This is a genomic window from Streptococcus parasanguinis (genome assembly GCF_009717775.1).
Lineage (GTDB): Bacteria > Bacillota > Bacilli > Lactobacillales > Streptococcaceae > Streptococcus > Streptococcus parasanguinis_AG.
Genome location: NZ_WMZF01000002.1, coordinates 249,494 through 266,610 on the forward strand (window position 1 = coordinate 249,494; position 17,117 = coordinate 266,610).

Annotated in this window: 13 protein-coding genes and 2 pseudogenes; 13 read left to right on the top strand and 2 right to left on the bottom strand. The window is 41.3% G+C overall.

The window, feature by feature from the left end; genetic code table 11:
* Positions 1 to 12 precede the first annotated feature (12 nt).
* The 5 genes from GMC92_RS05380 to GMC92_RS05400 all read left to right on the top strand — a co-directional run bounded on the left by GMC92_RS05380 (position 13) and on the right by GMC92_RS05400 (position 6,474).
* Complete coding sequence (locus tag GMC92_RS05380) at positions 13 to 1,494, top strand: AcpB/EbpR/MafR family transcriptional regulator (RefSeq protein WP_155199936.1); 1,482 nt, start codon at positions 13 to 15, stop codon at positions 1,492 to 1,494.
* A 530-nt stretch (positions 1,495 to 2,024) separates the two neighbouring features.
* On the top strand, positions 2,025 to 3,374 hold the full coding sequence (locus GMC92_RS05385) for a hemolysin family protein (RefSeq protein ID WP_070588755.1): 1,350 nt from the start codon (positions 2,025 to 2,027) through the stop codon (positions 3,372 to 3,374).
* A 405-nt stretch (positions 3,375 to 3,779) separates the two neighbouring features.
* Positions 3,780 to 4,757 carry an ABC transporter substrate-binding protein gene (locus tag GMC92_RS05390; RefSeq protein WP_155199937.1) on the top strand — a complete coding sequence of 326 codons (978 nt, stop codon included), beginning with the start codon at positions 3,780 to 3,782 and terminating at the stop codon, positions 4,755 to 4,757.
* Positions 4,758 to 4,767: 10 nt separating this feature from the next.
* Positions 4,768 to 5,661: an ABC transporter permease gene (locus tag GMC92_RS05395; protein ID WP_013903975.1), complete on the top strand. Its 894-nt coding sequence runs from the start codon at positions 4,768 to 4,770 to the stop codon at positions 5,659 to 5,661.
* A 9-nt stretch (positions 5,662 to 5,670) separates the two neighbouring features.
* Positions 5,671 to 6,474 (top strand): ABC transporter ATP-binding protein, encoded by an 804-nt coding sequence (locus tag GMC92_RS05400; RefSeq protein ID WP_003005034.1) that lies wholly within the window; start codon positions 5,671 to 5,673, stop codon positions 6,472 to 6,474.
* Positions 6,475 to 6,654: 180 nt separating this feature from the next.
* Here GMC92_RS05400 and treR read toward each other — a convergent pair.
* Positions 6,655 to 7,233, bottom strand: a pseudogene (treR, locus tag GMC92_RS05410) (trehalose operon repressor); the annotation flags it as partial.
* On the opposite strand from treR, the pseudogene GMC92_RS05415 reads away from it, so the two are divergent.
* From GMC92_RS05415 to GMC92_RS05450, 8 genes and pseudogenes are all read left to right on the top strand, one after another.
* A pseudogene (locus GMC92_RS05415) lies at positions 7,207 to 7,971 on the top strand (alpha-amylase family glycosyl hydrolase); the annotation flags it as partial. The pseudogenes treR and GMC92_RS05415 sit on opposite strands and share 27 nt — an antisense overlap.
* 128 nt (positions 7,972 to 8,099) lie before the next feature.
* Positions 8,100 to 10,412 (top strand): endonuclease/exonuclease/phosphatase family protein, encoded by a 2,313-nt coding sequence (locus GMC92_RS05420; protein ID WP_155199938.1) that lies wholly within the window; start codon positions 8,100 to 8,102, stop codon positions 10,410 to 10,412.
* Between the two features lie 214 nt (positions 10,413 to 10,626).
* The gene (pflA, locus tag GMC92_RS05425) at positions 10,627 to 11,421 is read left to right on the top strand and encodes a pyruvate formate-lyase-activating protein (protein ID WP_003005017.1); all 795 of its coding nucleotides are present in this window, start codon (positions 10,627 to 10,629) and stop codon (positions 11,419 to 11,421) included.
* Positions 11,422 to 11,545: 124 nt separating this feature from the next.
* Positions 11,546 to 12,481: a manganese-dependent inorganic pyrophosphatase gene (locus GMC92_RS05430; RefSeq protein WP_003005572.1), complete on the top strand. Its 936-nt coding sequence runs from the start codon at positions 11,546 to 11,548 to the stop codon at positions 12,479 to 12,481.
* A gap of 62 nt (positions 12,482 to 12,543) precedes the next feature.
* Positions 12,544 to 13,056 carry a YiiX/YebB-like N1pC/P60 family cysteine hydrolase gene (locus GMC92_RS05435; protein WP_320909805.1) on the top strand — a complete coding sequence of 171 codons (513 nt, stop codon included), beginning with the start codon at positions 12,544 to 12,546 and terminating at the stop codon, positions 13,054 to 13,056.
* A 378-nt stretch (positions 13,057 to 13,434) separates the two neighbouring features.
* Positions 13,435 to 14,136, top strand: a complete 702-nt coding sequence (locus GMC92_RS05440) for an MBL fold metallo-hydrolase (RefSeq protein ID WP_023918823.1) — start codon at positions 13,435 to 13,437, stop codon at positions 14,134 to 14,136.
* Positions 14,136 to 14,714 carry a TetR/AcrR family transcriptional regulator gene (locus GMC92_RS05445; RefSeq protein ID WP_070595302.1) on the top strand — a complete coding sequence of 193 codons (579 nt, stop codon included), beginning with the start codon at positions 14,136 to 14,138 and terminating at the stop codon, positions 14,712 to 14,714. Before GMC92_RS05440 ends, GMC92_RS05445 begins: the two co-directional genes overlap by 1 nt.
* Before the next feature lie 190 nt (positions 14,715 to 14,904).
* Positions 14,905 to 15,552: a DUF1803 domain-containing protein gene (locus tag GMC92_RS05450; RefSeq protein ID WP_023918819.1), complete on the top strand. Its 648-nt coding sequence runs from the start codon at positions 14,905 to 14,907 to the stop codon at positions 15,550 to 15,552.
* A 41-nt stretch (positions 15,553 to 15,593) separates the two neighbouring features.
* On the opposite strand, the gene GMC92_RS05455 is transcribed toward GMC92_RS05450, so the two are convergent.
* Positions 15,594 to 17,039, bottom strand: coding sequence for a UDP-N-acetylmuramoyl-L-alanyl-D-glutamate--L-lysine ligase (locus GMC92_RS05455; protein WP_070675062.1), 1,446 nt, complete (start codon positions 17,037 to 17,039; stop codon positions 15,594 to 15,596).
* Positions 17,040 to 17,117: the final 78 nt, after the last annotated feature.

A 17,117-nucleotide genomic window follows, 5' to 3' on the forward strand; every position in this document is an offset into this window, starting at 1 on the left:
AGGTAGGAAAAGATGAGACTGCTCTTATCGAAAAAACAGAGACGCCAATTGCAATTGTTGGAAATCCTGATTAAGGAAAAAAGATGGTTCCACTTGAAAGAGTTGGCCAAGCGTTTGGATTGTACAGAACGTTCGTTAAAAGAAGATTTGTCTAATCTTCGTAGTACATTTGATGACTTTTTAATTGAATCCTCTACCAATGGGATCAAGATCAGTTATGAGGATTCGGTTGGGCTTGAGGTGATTTACCATCACTTTTTTAAAGAATCACAAGCCTTTGCTTTGATTGAATATCTTTTCTTCAACAAGGATGTTTCCAATGAATATATTTGCAGAAAGTTTGATCTGAGTTACCAATCTTTCTACCGCTTGATTCGGACGATCAATCAGAAGCTTCAAACCAAATACAATGTAAAGATTGATTTGAAACCCTTGAATCTTGTCGGGGATGAAGTGGATGTTCGTTTCTTCTATGCCCAGTATTTTGCGGAACGTTATTACTATATGGAGTGGCCTTTCCCAGAATTTAAGGAAGAGGCTGTGACCGATTTGATCACCTTCTTCTTCAAGCTCTATGGCTATCCATTGACCTTCTCTGTCCTCAGGTCTTATAAAGTTCTCTTGACAGTCTACTTATCACGGATTAAGCAGGGCTATTTTATTGACATGCCAACGAACTATGATGTGTATAAGGACCAGTATCAAGGGGTGACCAATGTCGAGGAGATGTTGCGCTACTTTAGCTTGCAGTTGGGTGTCGAGTTGAATGAAAAAGTGCTGGAGCAGTTCTTCATCATCTTCATTCAAGAGAATTTCTATTTCAGCCCAGAAAGCTTGATCGAAGCTGCAGAAACGGATCCTTATGCCAAAGAATCGACTAGACTCATCAAAGATATGTTCAAGGATCTATGCTATACCTATGATTTAGACATTGAAAATCTTGATGAGATGTTGATGCATGTCCATAACACGTCTCATCTCGATCGGAAGGAATTATTCTCTGAGTTTCTCTTATTTGATACCAAGACCAATACCAACGAAGATTTCATGAGCATCTTCCCAGCCTTCTATGATGATTTGAAGGAGCATATCATCACTTATATGAAGACCATGAAGCATGATTTGAATGATGAGATCATCAAGCACATGATCTATACGGTCTATACTCACTGGGAACGTCTCTTACCGCAGTTATTGCGCCGTCGGAAGTCCATTAAGGTCTTGATTATCAGTCGTTTTGACGATCACCATGCCAAATCCATGATCGATTTCCTTGATTTCTACTGTACGGATAACTTTGAATTTACGCAGATGATCAAGTACAATCTGACAGTGGATGATATTGAAGCTTCGGATGCCGACGTAGTGGTGGCCAACTTTATGATGCCTGAATTAAAGAAAAAACCATTTATTTGTACAAGTAGTCTCTCATCGCTTGAGCTGGTTGAAAAACTTAATGCCTTCTTTTATGATTTTACCAGTGCAGAGCATTAAAGACAAAGCCTTCTTAGAAACTTTCCTTAGGTGAGTACGGACGTCAGCGAACTTCGAAGAAGTTCCATGACTAATTAAGATACAAAGGGCGTTCGCGGATAAAGTCAAAATAGGAAGTTTGACGCAGAATCTTTAGATTCTAGGAAAACTTATCTTTTTGACACGATCCGTAGCCCGTGTTCAATTCGTTTTGGACCCCTTCGCTTTTTAATTTTTTAGGCTCAGGCTAAAACAGTTTCCCAAACTGTTTTACTCCCAAAACTCCCGAGTGCTAGAAACAATCGTGTTTCTAGCACTTTTCTCACGGCGGAAAGTTTCAGTGTAGGTTTGAATGAAACGATTATATATTTTGTTTTAAGTTTTCAGCGTTACTTAGGTTATTTTATGTGAAAAAACAATATGTTCACATTCTAAAATCAGGACTTGTTCCTGATTTTTTGATGGTAAAAAAAAGAAAATTTTATAGAAGAATGCAGGCTCTCCTATTTTGTGGTATAATATACAATATTATATACTGGAGGGAATTATCCATGGAAGACCCTGGCAGTCAGGAAATTTTACTGGAAGTTATTTTATTGATTGTTTTGACATTATTGAACGCCTTTTTCTCGGCGACTGAAATGTCAATGGTATCGTTGAATCGCTCTCGTGTAGAGCAAAAGGCTGAAGAAGGAGATAAAAAATACATTCGTCTTCTTAGAGTTTTGGAACAGCCCAACCATTTCTTATCCACTATTCAGGTGGGAATCACCTTGATTACCATCTTATCTGGGGCGAGTCTTGCGGATAGCCTTGGACATGTCATTGCTGGATGGATGGGCAATACCAAAACGGCTCTGGCAACTGGAAGCTTTTTATCTCTAGCATTTTTGACTTATATTTCGATCGTGTTTGGCGAACTCTATCCGAAACGAATCGCTATGAACTTGAAAGATGAGTTGGCTGTTCGAACAGCTCCGATTGTGATTCTATTAGGAAAAATTGTCAGCCCCTTTGTTTGGTTGCTTTCAGCGTCGACCAACCTTTTGAGCCGTATCACGCCAATGGAATTCGATGATCCGGATGAAAAGATGACGCGGGATGAAATCGAGTATATGCTGACCAATAGTGAAGCAACACTGGATGCTGACGAGATTGAGATGCTCCAAGGGATCTTTTCATTAGATGAAATGGTAGCGCGTGAAGTCATGGTCCCACGGACAGATGCCTTCATGGTTGATATCAATGATGATACTAAAGAAATTATTGAAAGTATCCTTAAGCAAAACTTTTCACGGATTCCTGTCTATGATGATGACAAGGACAATGTCATCGGCCTCATCCATACCAAACGTCTCTTGAACGAAGGATTTATCAATGGCTTTGATAATATTGTCTTAAGAAAGATTTTACAAGAACCTTTGTTTGTTCCAGAAACCATTTTTGTGGATGATCTTTTGAAGGAATTGCGCAATACGCAAAATCAAATGGCCATTCTGCTCGATGAATATGGAGGAATGTCTGGACTGGTCACTCTTGAAGACCTCTTGGAAGAAATCGTCGGTGAAATTGACGATGAGACTGACAAAGCGGAAATTGATGTCTTTGAAATTGCGGACAATACCTATGTCGTACAAGGAGCTATGTCACTAAACGACTTTAATGAATACTTTGGCGTTGAGTTGGAAAGTGATGATGTGGATACCATTGCGGGGTATTATCTGACAGAGGTTGGGCGGATTCCATCCTTGAAAGAACGCCTCAGCTGTGAAGTCGATAGTCAAAAGAAACACTTGATCCTGACTAACGACAAGGTGAAAAACGGTCGTGTGACCAAGGTGAAAGTTGAAATTTCTGAAATCGTCGAAGAAGATGAAGAAACCAAATCAAAAGAAGATTAGAAAATAGAGGCCTGGACGTGTTCCAGCCTCTTTTTTTTCTTGTCAGGGCTAGTTGAATTTTCAAAAAATTTGAAAAATTTCTGAAATAGTCTTGACAGCCAAAATAAATTAAGGTAAGATAATACCCATAAATAAAGAAAGCAGAAAATAAACATGAAGCAACAAGCCATTTCAACTCAAAAATTTTACTTTAGCTACTTTAGATAGTGTTTGTAGACATGATCTCATGGATGCAAACAACCCAAACAATTTGTTTGTATCTATGTGGCTAAGATTTTTGATGATGGTCCATAGAGCTAGTATCTAAATGGACCGAGGTTTTGTAACTTGTTGGAGAATTTCAAGCATCCGTTTAGAGAATGATCTAAGCGGATTTTTTGTTTATTTGCAGAAAAGGAGTTTTAAATGAAAGTAGTCAAAAAATTATTGGCACCAGTTTTGGTCGTAGGCCTTTTGTTAACATCATTGGTGACCTTACACCATCTGAAGGATGCAAAAAAAGACAATGTCTTTCGGATTGGGATTTCCCAGTACATCACCCATAAGTCACTCGATGCGACACGGAAAGGCTTTATCGATGAGTTGAAGAAAGAGGGATATGTGGATGGGAAAAATATCCAGATTGATTTCCAAAATGCTCAAGGAGAGCAACGAAATCTGAAAAACATTTCCAAACAATTGGCGGAGAAAAGTGATCTAGTCTTTGCGATTGCAACCCCTTCGGCTCAAAGTTTGGCTAATACGACTAAAACAACGCCGGTTGTCTTCTCAGCTGTGACCGATCCATTGGCAGCGAAATTGGTGAAAAACTTGAAAGAGCCTGGTGGCAATATCACAGGGACAAGTGACCAGTCAGAAGATGCGATCGCTACACAGGTAGACATGATTAAGCAAGTGCTTCCAACGGCGAAAACAGTTGGGATCCTCTATACGCAAAGTGAGCCTAACTCAGTCGTCCAAAAAGATAATGCGAAGAAGATCCTTGAAGCTAAAGGCTATCAAGTGGTTGAAAAAACAATTCTCGATAGTAACAATGTGAAAGCTGCAGCAGACAGTATCATGTCAGAAGCAGATATCGTCTTTGTTCCGACAGACAATATTATCTCTTCTACAATGGAAACTGTAAAACAGGTATCGATTAGTCATAAGGTGCCAGTTTTTGGAGGTTCTGCTGAAATGGTGGCTACTGGTGGCTTGTACAACTTTGGTACTGATTATGAGGAATTGGGAAGACAAGCTGCTCGGATGGCCATTCGCATCATGAAGGGTGAGAAACCCGGCAAAGTCGCAGTTGAAACACCTGAAAAATTAGAATTGCACACCAATAAAGAGATGGCTAAAGAGCTTGGAATTGATATTAGCTCGTTGAAGGTAGAAAAATAGGAGGTTTGAGATGAATTTTGTTTTATCAAGTTTATCAGAAGGTTTATTGTGGTCGATCATGGCGATCGGTGTTTACTTAACATTTCGAATTTTAGATATTGCTGATATGACGGCAGAAGGAGCCTTTCCACTTGGGGCAGCAGTTGTAGCATCTCAAATTCAAGCCGGAAGAAATCCTTGGCTTGCAACCTTTTTAGGCTTCCTAGCCGGAATGATCGCAGGATTGGTCTCTGGAATTCTCCATACAAAAATGAAAATTCCAGCCCTCTTGACAGGGATTGTCACTTTGACCGGTCTCTACTCTATCAATATCAAAATCATGGGAGGGGTTCCTAACCTTTCTATCGGAGATTCTAGTACCATTTTCAAGAGTGTGATGAAATTAGGTCTTTCTAATGAAGAAGCTGTCTTTTTGATTAGCATTTCTTGCTTGATCATCGTCTGTATCTTGTTAACTCTCTTAATGAAGACGCAACTTGGCTTGGTTTTGCGCTCGACTGGTGATAACATTCCAATGAGTGAGGCCAATGGGGTCAATGTAGATAACATGAAGATGTTGGGCTACATGATTTCGAATGGTTTGATTGCCCTTTGTGGAGCCATGTTTGCACAAAATGATGGTTTCTCAGATGTGACTTCTGGTACAGGGACGATCGTAGTCGGCTTGAGTGCGGTGATTATCGCAGAAGTTTTGATCCACGAATTGACCATTGGTTGGCGTTTGCTTTCCATCGGGGTTGGAGCTATTGTGTACCGTTTGATTATCTTAAATATTTATGAGATCCCAAATCTCGATCAAAATATGGTTCGTCTCTTCAATGCGATCTTGCTCGCGATTGTCTTGTTCGCTCCTGAGGCGCAAAAACGTCTTCGTGTTCGCGGATTGAAGTTAGGAAATAAGTAGGAGAAAAGTATGGCAACATTATTATCAATTGAAGGTATTCATAAGACATTTGAAGCAGGAACAGTCAATGAAAACCATGTTTTAAAAGGCTTGGATCTCCAAGTAGAAGAAGGGGACTTCATTTCGGTCATCGGTGGAAATGGAGCTGGGAAATCAACCTTGATGAACATCTTGGCAGGAAATCTGGTCGTAGATGAAGGAGATATCTTGCTAGAAGGTAACTCTATCAAAAATACGAGTGTTCGTAAGCGTGCGAAAGATATTGCGCGTGTCTTCCAAGATCCTAAAATGGGGACAGCTTCACGTTTGACCATTGAAGAAAATATGGCCATTGCCCAACGTCGGGGGAAATCTCGTGGTTTGAGCTGGGGAGTTCGAGAGAAAGATCGCGAATTATTCCGTGAAGCCTTGAAGGAACTGAATATCGGTTTAGAAAACCGTCTCAAGGTGGATACCCAATATTTGTCTGGTGGGCAACGTCAAGCTTTGACCTTGGTCATGGCAGCCTTGGTCAAACCGAAACTCTTGCTTCTGGATGAACATACCGCAGCGCTCGATCCTAAGACTAGTGAAATGGTCATGGAATTGACACAAAAGATCGTGGAAAGCCATGATTTGACAACCTTGATGATTACGCATGATATGAACCATGCAATTGAATACGGCAACCGCTTGATCATGCTCTACCAAGGCAAGATCGTTGTCGACGTCAAAGGAGAAGAAAAGAAAAACCTAACGGTTGAAGATTTGATGCGCCTCTTCCAACAAAACAGTGGTGAAACCCTGGTTAGTGATGAATTGGTATTAGGATAAAATGAGAGTGGGATAGAAATCGGTAATTCGTTAGAATTCGATTTCGTCGTCCCACCTCCGCACAGTTGAGTAGGGCTGTAAAAGCTGATGAAATCAGCGTAGTAGAGCCCACTCAACCACTGCGTCTTGCTCGACAATCCAAAAACAATTGAGAGGCTAGGACTTTTGTCCCAGCCTCCTTTATTTCCTCCGCTCTGCATAGTCGACAAAATGAAACTTGTCTAATTTGTGTCGGCTTTCGATGAATTGGAATTACCGTCCGTCTGCTAGGTGAACTTGGGAGCGGACCGTCACCACGTGTTGGTCTTTTCCAAGATCTAGTAAGATTTTGTCGCGATTATCGATTGGTGAAATCAAGATTTCTTTTTTAGCATAGCCAATCTGCAATTTCAAGTCTTCTTCTATATATTGGTAGATAGAGTGCTGGGCAATTTTCTTGGTTAGGCCAGGGATCAGCTCTCTGTCTAGGTAATCAATATCTAAGACAGAAGAGACACCATCCACCACCCGTTGCCGGGTTACTTTCCAAACCAATCGGTGAAGGGGGAAACCTGTCTTTTTAGTGCCTTTTTCATCGATACTGATTTTTTCCAAACGAATGACATTGGTTTCTGAGCGAAGGCCAGAAGCTTTGACGATTTCTTGGTAGCTGGTTAATTGGGAAACGGGGAAGTCAAAGTGTGCTTGCCTAGAAACTTGCGACCCCATCCCTTGAACAGTCTCGATAAAGCCTTCTTCCTGCAAGAGCTCAAGCGTCTCTATCATACTTGGGGCAAGGAAATGAGTGAACGTGGTGGTTGGAGTGCTCTTTTCTGGAATAACCATGACCAACCTCGTGCCTTGAATCGCTTTGTAGATATCAAGAACTTCCGCAATGAAGGGGCGACCATGCTCGCAGCTAGCATTCACTTGTCACGTGGAACTCCGTATATCTACATGTGCGAAGAGATTGGAATGATTGATCCAGACTATGATTCGATGGCAGATTATGTGGATGTTGAGTCCATGAATGCTTACCAGATGCTTTTGGATCAAGGTCAGTCACCTGAGCAAGCCTTCAAGATTATCCAAGCTAAGTCACGAGATAATTCTCGTACACCCATGCAATGGGATGCTTCTCTAAATGCTGATTTTTCAACAGGGACCCCATGGTTGAAAGTTGGGAAATCCTATAAAGACATCAACGTTGAAAAGGAGATCGACGGACCAATCTTTACTTTCTATAAAAAATTGATTCGCTTGCGTAAAGAAATGCCTATCATTTCAGAAGGCAGCTATCAGCCAGCACTTGAAGATAGTCAAGAAGTCTATGCCTTTGAACGCCACTTAGACGGTCAAAAACTCTTGGTACTCAATCATTTCTATGGAAGTGAAGTCGAAGTAGCGATTCCAAAAGACTACCAAGCAGGGCGCGTGCTCTTGTCCAACTATGAGAATGTAAAGCTTTCTGAAAAAGTAATTCTGAAACCGTATCAGACACTGGCAATTTTAGCTTAAGTTCTTGACACTTCGATCTTTTTTGGTCGAAGTGTTTTTTTTTTGAAAAATATTTTTGAAAGCGCTTGAAAATGCAAAGTTCTTCCCTTATAATAAAAGAGGAAAACTTTTTAGGGATGGAGAAACGCATGAGAAAAAACGGTAAAAAGATTCGCCTACTGGGAGTAGCCACCTTATTGGCTAGTCAGTTGGGGGTCTTTAGCAGTACCCTCACGGTAGTTGCAGACGAGACCACAGCTTCGACTTCAGAGCCAGCGCTTGTGACGAACACTAGCAGCGAAGAAAACTCGACAAATAGTTCGACTTCTGCTACAACAACAACTACAGAAGCTACGACGAGAGCTTCGAGTGATAAAGAAGAGACATCTAGCAGTTCCTCAGACGATACTGAGGAGAAAACGGTTAAGATCGGGGACATTCAAGGGGAATCACAACGCTCTCCACTGGAAGGCCAAAAGGTAGCTATCAAAAATGCAGTGGTGACGAAAACAGACCGCTATGGTTTTTATGCCCAAGATATTGAATCGGATGGCAATAGCCGTACTTCAGATGGGATTTATGTAGTTTCTAAATACAAGGTCAAGGTCGGTGACAAGGTTAAAATCACTGGTACCGTCAAGGAAGGCTATATGGAAGAGGTTACCTTGGGAGCTGGGAAAACCTTTAAGGAACCAACGAATAGTTTAACGGTGACCATGCTGGTCGATGCTTGGATCACAAAAGATGGGACAGCCCCTCTTCCAGAAGCTGTGAATATCACTGAGGGCATGCCAGCAGATGTGAAGCCTAATCCGACTGCTTATGCTCCAGAAACTGATGCTCTCGATTATTGGGAAAGCTTGGAAGGAATGCTCACGGTGGTGAAGAAACCGCATGTCCTTGGTCCCCAGTACAAAGGAGATATCTATGTATTGGGAGAAGATTTTACAGGCCTTCCTTTAAACAATATTGGGGGTCTGAATCTACGGCCACATGCGCAAAATACAGCGACGATCCCGATTTATGTTGGGAATCAATTTGTCGCAAAAGCCAAGGATTACTTTACAGAAGACGTAACAGGAGTGGTAACGTATCGGAATAGCTTTTATAAGTTAGAACCTACTCAACAGTTGACAGTCCAAGATGGTGGTTTGCAGCGTCAAGCAGCTCAAACCCAACCAAGTGAGGACAAGCTGACCATCGCTTCCTACAATATTGAAAATTTCTCGGCCAACAATGCCAAAAATGAAACCCCAGAGGATAAGGTGACGCTGATTGCCAATTCCTTTATCCATGAAATTCACAATCCAGACATCATTACTTTGATCGAAGTGCAGGACAATAATGGTAGTGTGGATGACGGAACGACCAGTGGTGTTGAAAGTGGACGCAAACTAGCCAATCGGATCAAGGAATTGGGTGGCAAGAGCTATGAGTATACGGAGGTTGCTCCAGTAGATGGCGCTGACGGAGGAAAGCCTGGTTCCAATATTCGTTTGGGAATCCTCTACAATCCAGAACGCGTAACCTTAGCCAAAAAAGAGGCAGCAACTAGCAACGAGGCAGCGCAATTTGACAAGGGACACCTGGTTAAAAATCCAGCTCGGATTGCCCCTAATGACCCATCGTTTGATCATACTCGCAAGTCCTTAGCTGTTGAATTTGAATTCAAAGGTCAACCAGTTGTGGTGATTGCCAATCACTTGAAATCAAAAATCGGAGATGATGCTATTTATGGGGCAAGCCAACCAGCAGTGGAACATACCTTGCCAACTCGTGAAGCACAAGCTAGTGTCATCCATCAATTCGTTCAAGAAGGCTTGAAGCAAAATCCGAAGACCACCTTTGTTTTGACGGGTGATTTTAATGATTACGATTTTTCAACCACGGCACAGATCCTTGCGGGCAGTGAACTAACCAACTTAATGGCCCAACATGATGCAGGAGATCGCTATTCCTATTTCTATCGTGGAAGCAATCAAGTTTTGGATAACATTTTTATCTCAAACAACATGGCAGCCAAAGCAAGGTTTGAACCAGTCCATATCAATGCTTCCTTTATGAAGGAACACGGTCGTGCATCAGACCATGATCCTGTCTTGGTCCAAATCGACTTTAGTGGAGCACAAACTCCAGGAACGCCGACGGATGATCAACAAGGAAATGCAGGACAACCAACGGATCAAACCAGCCCTTCTTCATCGAATACAGGGTCTCAACTAGTCCCTCATCAGGCTCAAGCCAATGAACAAAAGAGTTCACCATCTGAAAGCAAAGAGAAGGGCAAGAACGAAGATGAGAAGCAAGACGACAAGGAAGAGGCAGCAACAGAAACGAAGACACCAGGTAAACGGAAAATCCTTCCATCTACTGGACAAGAAACAAGCTATCTAGCTCTTTTTGGAGTGGCAGTAGCTACGATGATTCTTGTTTGGTACAAGAAGAAAAAGACGACTCACTGACGTGTTTTATAAGAAAGATCTAAAAAAGGAGTCGCTGGCTCCTTTTTTTCTCCTAAAATACAGGACAGATAGTCCCATATTGGAAACTGTACTAGGACAATGAAAACTACTGAAAAGAACAGTTTCTTTTCAAAAAGAAGCTTAAACTCTTTAAAATAGGTGGAATCGTGTTATAATAAAATCATAAAACGTTTTCAAGAGAAGAGGTTCCTCAATGGAAAATGAAACAGTTGACTATGGAAAAGTAACAGGAATGGTACACTCAACAGAAAGTTTTGGGGCAGTAGACGGGCCTGGGATCCGCTTTATTGTCTTCCTTCAAGGGTGTCAAATGCGGTGCCAATACTGCCACAATCCAGATACTTGGGCAATGGAAACCAACAAGTCCCGTGAGCGGACGGTGGATGATGTCTTAGAAGAAGCCCTCCGTTATCGTGGATTTTGGGGCGAAAAAGGGGGAATCACTGTCAGTGGTGGAGAAGCCCTCTTGCAGATTGACTTCTTGATTGCACTTTTTACCAAGGCTCAAGAGTTGGGGATTCACTGTACGCTTGATACCTGTGCCCTTCCTTTCCGGAATACGCCTCGTTATTTGGAAAAATTTGACCGCTTGATGGCGGTGACAGACTTGGTGCTTCTGGATATCAAGGAAATCAATGATGAACGTCACAAAATTGTGACCAGCCATACCAATAAAACGATTCTAGCTTGTGCCAAGTACCTATCTGATATTGGAAAACCAGTCTGGATTCGTCACGTTTTGGTGCCAGGTTTGACAGACCGAGATGATGACTTGATCGAACTTGGAAAATTTGTTAAAACCCTTAAAAATGTCGATAAATTTGAGATCCTTCCTTACCATACTATGGGGGAATTCAAATGGCGTGAATTGGGCATTCCGTACAAGTTGGAGGGTGTGAAACCACCGACAAAAGAACGGGTTCAAAATGCAAAAGATTTGATGGAAACAGAAAGTTACCAAGATTACCTGAAACGGGTCAAAGGATAAAACGTATAGACAGTTGGTCACTCCAGCTGTCTTTTCTATTGAAATGCACAACTATTCCCTTTCTTTAAATGGCAAAACGTGCTAAAATAGAGTGAATCTATAAATGAAATAAAGAGGTAGAAACATGTCAAAAATTCTCGTTTTTGGTCACCAAAATCCTGACTCAGATGCTATCGGTTCATCTGTAGCTTTTGCTTATCTTGCAAAAGAAGCTTATGGTTTGGATACAGAAGCAGTGGCTCTTGGAACTCCAAATGAAGAAACAGCTTTCGTATTGGACTATTTTGGTGTGGAAGCACCACGCGTCATCACATCAGCTAAAGCAGAAGGTGCAGAACAAGTCATCTTGACGGACCACAATGAATTCCAACAATCTGTTTCAGATATTGCTGAAGTAGAAGTTTATGGTGTAGTGGATCACCACCGTGTGGCTAACTTCGAAACTGCTAGCCCACTTTACATGCGTTTGGAACCAGTTGGATCAGCATCTTCTATCGTTTACCGCATGTTCAAAGAACACGGTGTAGCAGTGCCAAAAGAATTGGCAGGTTTGATGCTTTCAGGTTTGATTTCAGATACCCTTCTTTTGAAATCTCCAACAACACACCCATCTGATAAAGTGATTGCGCCTGAATTGGCTGAATTGGCTGGTGTCAACTTAGAAGAATACGGTCTTGCCATGCTCAAGGCTGGTACGAACTTGGCAAGCAAATCAGCAGAAGAATTGATCGATATCGATGCTAAGACTTTTGAATTGAACGGAAACAACGTTCGTGTGGCTCAAGTGAACACAGTTGATATTGCGGAAGTTTTGGAACGCCAAGCTGAAATCGAAGCAGCTATCCAAGCTGCCAATGCAGCTAACGGATACTCTGACTTTGTTTTGATGATTACAGATATCGTCAACTCAAACTCAGAAATCTTGGCTCTTGGTGCCAACATGGACAAGGTAGAAGCAGCTTTCAACTTCAAACTTGAAAACAACCACGCTTTCCTTCCAGGTGCCGTTTCACGTAAGAAACAAGTGGTTCCTCAATTGACTGAAAGCTTTAATGCTTAATGATAAATGGGGAAACCCATCGTTAAAAGGAGTTTCGACTCCTTTTTTGCTAGGAGGAGATCGTGCTAGAAAATGGTGATTTAATCTTTGTTAGAGAAGACACAGAAATGGGGCAGGCCATTCAGGCCTCTACTGGCAACTATAGCCATGTAGCTATCTTTTTGGACGGATTCATTTATCATGCCACTGTAGAAGGTGGCGTCCTTGCCCAGTCCCCTGAAGATTTCTTTGAAGCTGAGAAAGTATATGACTTTTATCGCTGTGCGGAGATTGATTGTCCAGAGGTCAAAAAGCGAGCAGAGAGTCTTTTAGGGGCTCCCTACAATGCTTCCTTTTATCCGGATGGAGATGGTTATTACTGTTCCCAGTTCATCTCAGAACTACTTCCTATTTTTGAGACCATTCCCATGAAGTTTGGAGATGAGGAAGAGGAGATTAGTCCGTTTTGGGAAGATTACTACAGAGGGCTCGGTCTAGCGGTTCCTTTGGATCAACCTGGAACCAACCCGAGTCAGTTAGCCCAGTCACCACAGCTACAGTTTAAAGAAAGGTATTTGGATGATTTGGATTCATGAAACAACAATCTGAATCTTTGATACAGTTTATAAGAGTTACATCAAACTAAAGAAAAATAATTTTTCAATCCTTTCCTTTGATGAGTGCGGACGTCAGCGAACTTCTTGGAAGTTCCATGACTTAGTTTTGAGCCTAAGGTCTCAAAACTACCGAGTCCTTGAAACCTAATTGTTTCAAGGACTTTTCTCACAGCGGAAAGTCTCGATATATCATTTTTTACTTTAAAAACATATTTTACGTTCGAATACAACTTGAAAAAGTTGTATTTTTTCTACTATCCTCTGGATGTTTCTTGTTTAGACAGATAAAATATGATATACTTCACAAAAAACTAACCACTGGTTAGTTTTTGCCGGAATTCAAAGGAGGAAGTAAATATGTCTTTCTTGTATCGTTTATTAACACGTACAAAACAAATCAGTCCACATATAAGAAAGTTTGAGTTCGAATTGGGTGTTTTTGTTGTCAGCATATGGCTAGTTGAATCATCTGGTCGCTTTTATGTGATTGATACGGGAATGCGAGGAATGGAGAAGTACGCTGCCCAGTTTTTACTCCCACAAAAAATTGAAGCAATTTTTCTGACCCATGGACATCCAGATCATATCAAAGGTTTGCCCTATCTTAGACAGCACTTTGGGAACATCCCGACTTTAATCAGTGAGAAGGAATTCCCCTATATTTCAGGCAAAGAACCTTTTCCTAATAGAAAAGAGACGGAAAAAGTGATTTTTGATCCGGCTACTTTTATAACTGTTGAAAGTCAAGAAGGTCAAGACTTGATAAGTAGTGCAGGACTAAAACCACTATTTTCTCCTGGTCATTCCCCTGGTCATGTTGTTTATTACCATGAAGAGGATCAAGTTTTAATTGCTGGAGATCTTTTTACAGCTACGAGAAATGGAAAGTTGCGTCCACCAATGAAAGGATATACAGCAGATATGAGACAGGCTTTAGCTAGTGGTGAAAGAATTCTCAAGGATTATTCACAGGCACTTGTTAGTGTTTGTCATGGTAGTGAGGTAAAAGATGCAGTACGAGATTTTGAGGCATCGGATGGGTTTAAAGGGAGTTTGTAATGGCAAAGGATACAAGGTCCAGAATTATCAGAGTAGCAGAGGAAATTTTCCGAAAAGAACCTTACCAGAAGGTGGGAATTAGGCAGATTGCTCAAGCTGCAGGATGTTCACATACAGCTATTTATCAGTATTTTAAAAAGAAAGAGGATATATTATATGCAGTAGCGGAAAAACCGTTAACTCACCTCTATCATACTTGCTTAGAAATCAGTCATTCCAAGCAGAATGATAAGGAACGTCTGCTTCAAATCTGTCAAACATACGTGGATTTTGGGTTTAGAGAACGTAATTTTTATGAATTATTGATTTTTTACCGTGGAGAGCATGAAGATTCAGGCGATTGTTCGCAACCGTTGATGCAATTGAGAATGAAAAGTTATCGTTTATTGGAAGAAGCTATTGATGTCTTTTTACCGAAAGACTTATCTGATGCAGAAGCGCTAAATATTCGTAGTGGAATCTTTATTTTTTTACATGGCTTAGTGAGTATCTACAGTAGGGACAATGAAGAATGTCCAGAACGCATTAAGCAACTACTGACTGATTTTATTTCTTTTAAAATAATAGAAATGAAATGAGTTGGAATAACTTATGGGGCTTCTACAGTAAACTTGGATTGAAAAGACTAAGTTCTTTTATTGCCTTATTTTCCCCTCTTGTCTGCCTATCCATAAATTGAAGATTTTGTCCTTTGGTATTGATTTCGCTTAAACTAATTTTTATGTTACAATAAGAACGAACCGATAAAACAGTAAACGAGACCTATTTATGATTACAATCATTAATCCCACACGTTTGACACGTCAGCCATTTTTCAAGGACTTGATCAACTATTTGGATCAGCATGACGATGTGATCCTGCGGCAAATTAAGGCCCAATTTCCGGATCAACCAGTGGATAAGCTGATGGAGGAATATATCAAAGCGGGCTTCATACTTCGAGAAAATAAACGCTACACCCTCAACCTGCCCTTCTTGGAGTCAGCTGATCTTGTTGACTTGGATCAGGAGGTCTTTGTCCGAGAGGACAGTGCAGTTTATCAAGAATTAAAAGCCAGGATCTTCCAAACGGAACTTCGCAATAGTACCAATGAAGCGATTTTGGTGGAGGAGACGGACTTTGCGCGAAATGCACAGACCCTTTCCAATTACTTCTACAAGGTGAAACACCAATATCCATTGACGGAGGAGCAAGAAAAGCTCTATGCTATCTTGGGAGATGTCAATCCTGAGTATGCTCTCAAGTATATGACCAGCTTTTTGCTCAAGTTCCTCAAAAAAGAAGTAGTCCAGCAAAAGCGCAAGGACATCTTTGTCGATAGTTTAGAAGTCTTAGGCTATATCCGCAAAAATGCTGAAGGCAAATATGAATTAGCAGTGGACTTGGACAAGGAAAGACTGATGTTTATCAAATAATAAACAAGGCTAGGAAAATTTCCTAGCCTTGTTTCGTTTGATTATAGATAACGTTCAGCAATGGCGGCGTCACCTGGATACTCTTCTTTTACGCCATTGACGATTTGGTAGCAATCCGCTCCTTTTCCGGCGATAATGACGGCATCTTCAGGCTTGCTGGTTGTTGCCATAGCCACTTGAATGGCTTCTTCGCGATCTGCGATTTTCTCGACAGGGCGCGTGATAAAACTACTAATCTCTTCAGCGATAGCCAAAGGATCTTCATAGTTGGGATCATCCGCTGTGAGGAAGACTTGGATCTCAGGATGGTCTTCTAAGAGTAAGCCAAAGTCTTTGCGGCGGCTCTCTCCTTTATTACCAGTTGATCCAAGGACCAGTGAAATCGTCCCTGTTTGATGGGTTTCGACAACTGAGAGCAGTTTTTTCAAGCTATCTCCATTATGGGCGTAGTCGATGAAGACCTTAGCGCCGTTTTTCTGAGTCAAGACTTCCATTCGGCCTGGAACGCGCGTCTTAGCAATCCCTTTTTGGATATCCTCGAGGCTCGCACCTAGGCGAAGGCAGGCAAGACCTGCTGCTACAGCATTTTCTTGGTTGAAATGTCCAATCAGTTGGATTTCATAGTTTCCAGCTAATTTACCAGTGGCTGAGAAGCTGAAGGCCTTAGAGTTTTCAATTTGATTCTCAGACTGGCTTCCATAAAAATCGTGGTCTTGGTTCGCGACTTGGTCCGCTAAAACTTGGAAATGATCCATATCACTATTGATGACAACGGCTTGGCTGTTCTTCATGAGGAGACGTTTGTGGTAGAAATAATCCTCAAAAGTTGGGTGTTCAATCGGGCCAATATGGTCAGGACTGATGTTGAGAAAAACACCAACGTCAAAAGTCAGACCGTAAACCCGTTTCACCAGATAAGCTTGACTGGAAACTTCCATAATCAGGTGGGTCCGATCATTGGCTACTGCCTGAGCCATCATGGCAAAAAGATCCAAACTCTCTGGCGTTGTCAGGGTCGATTTAAAGAAGTTTTTACCATCCAGTGTCGTATTCATGGTAGACAGCATAGCTGGTCGGTGACTTTGTTCCAAAATATGGTAAGCAAAATAGGCCGCGGTTGTCTTTCCCTTAGTCCCTGTGAAGGCCAATAGTTTTAATTGTTTCTCAGGGTGCCCATAAAACTCCATGGCAATTAAGCTCATGGCCTGTTTGATATCATTGACGAGGATAGCAGGAATACCAACTTCATAATCTTTTTCAGAGACATAAAAGCCGAGTCCATTAGAAATAGCCTGTTCCAGGTATTCTTTTTTGAAGTTGGCCCCTTTGACAAAAAAGAGGGTGCTAGCAGAAACCTTCCGGCTATCATAGCTAATAGCATCAAAACTTGTTCCTTCTAGATGGTAGTAGTATTCACCATTTACTAGAATTTCTCGGAAATTTTGGTCATGTTTTAAAATGTTGAGGGTTTGTTCAATTGTAATCATAAAACTATTGTAAACCTAAAGTCCCTATTTTACAAGTGTCATGGAAAAGTTTATAATGAAGAGAAGAAGAAACGAAAG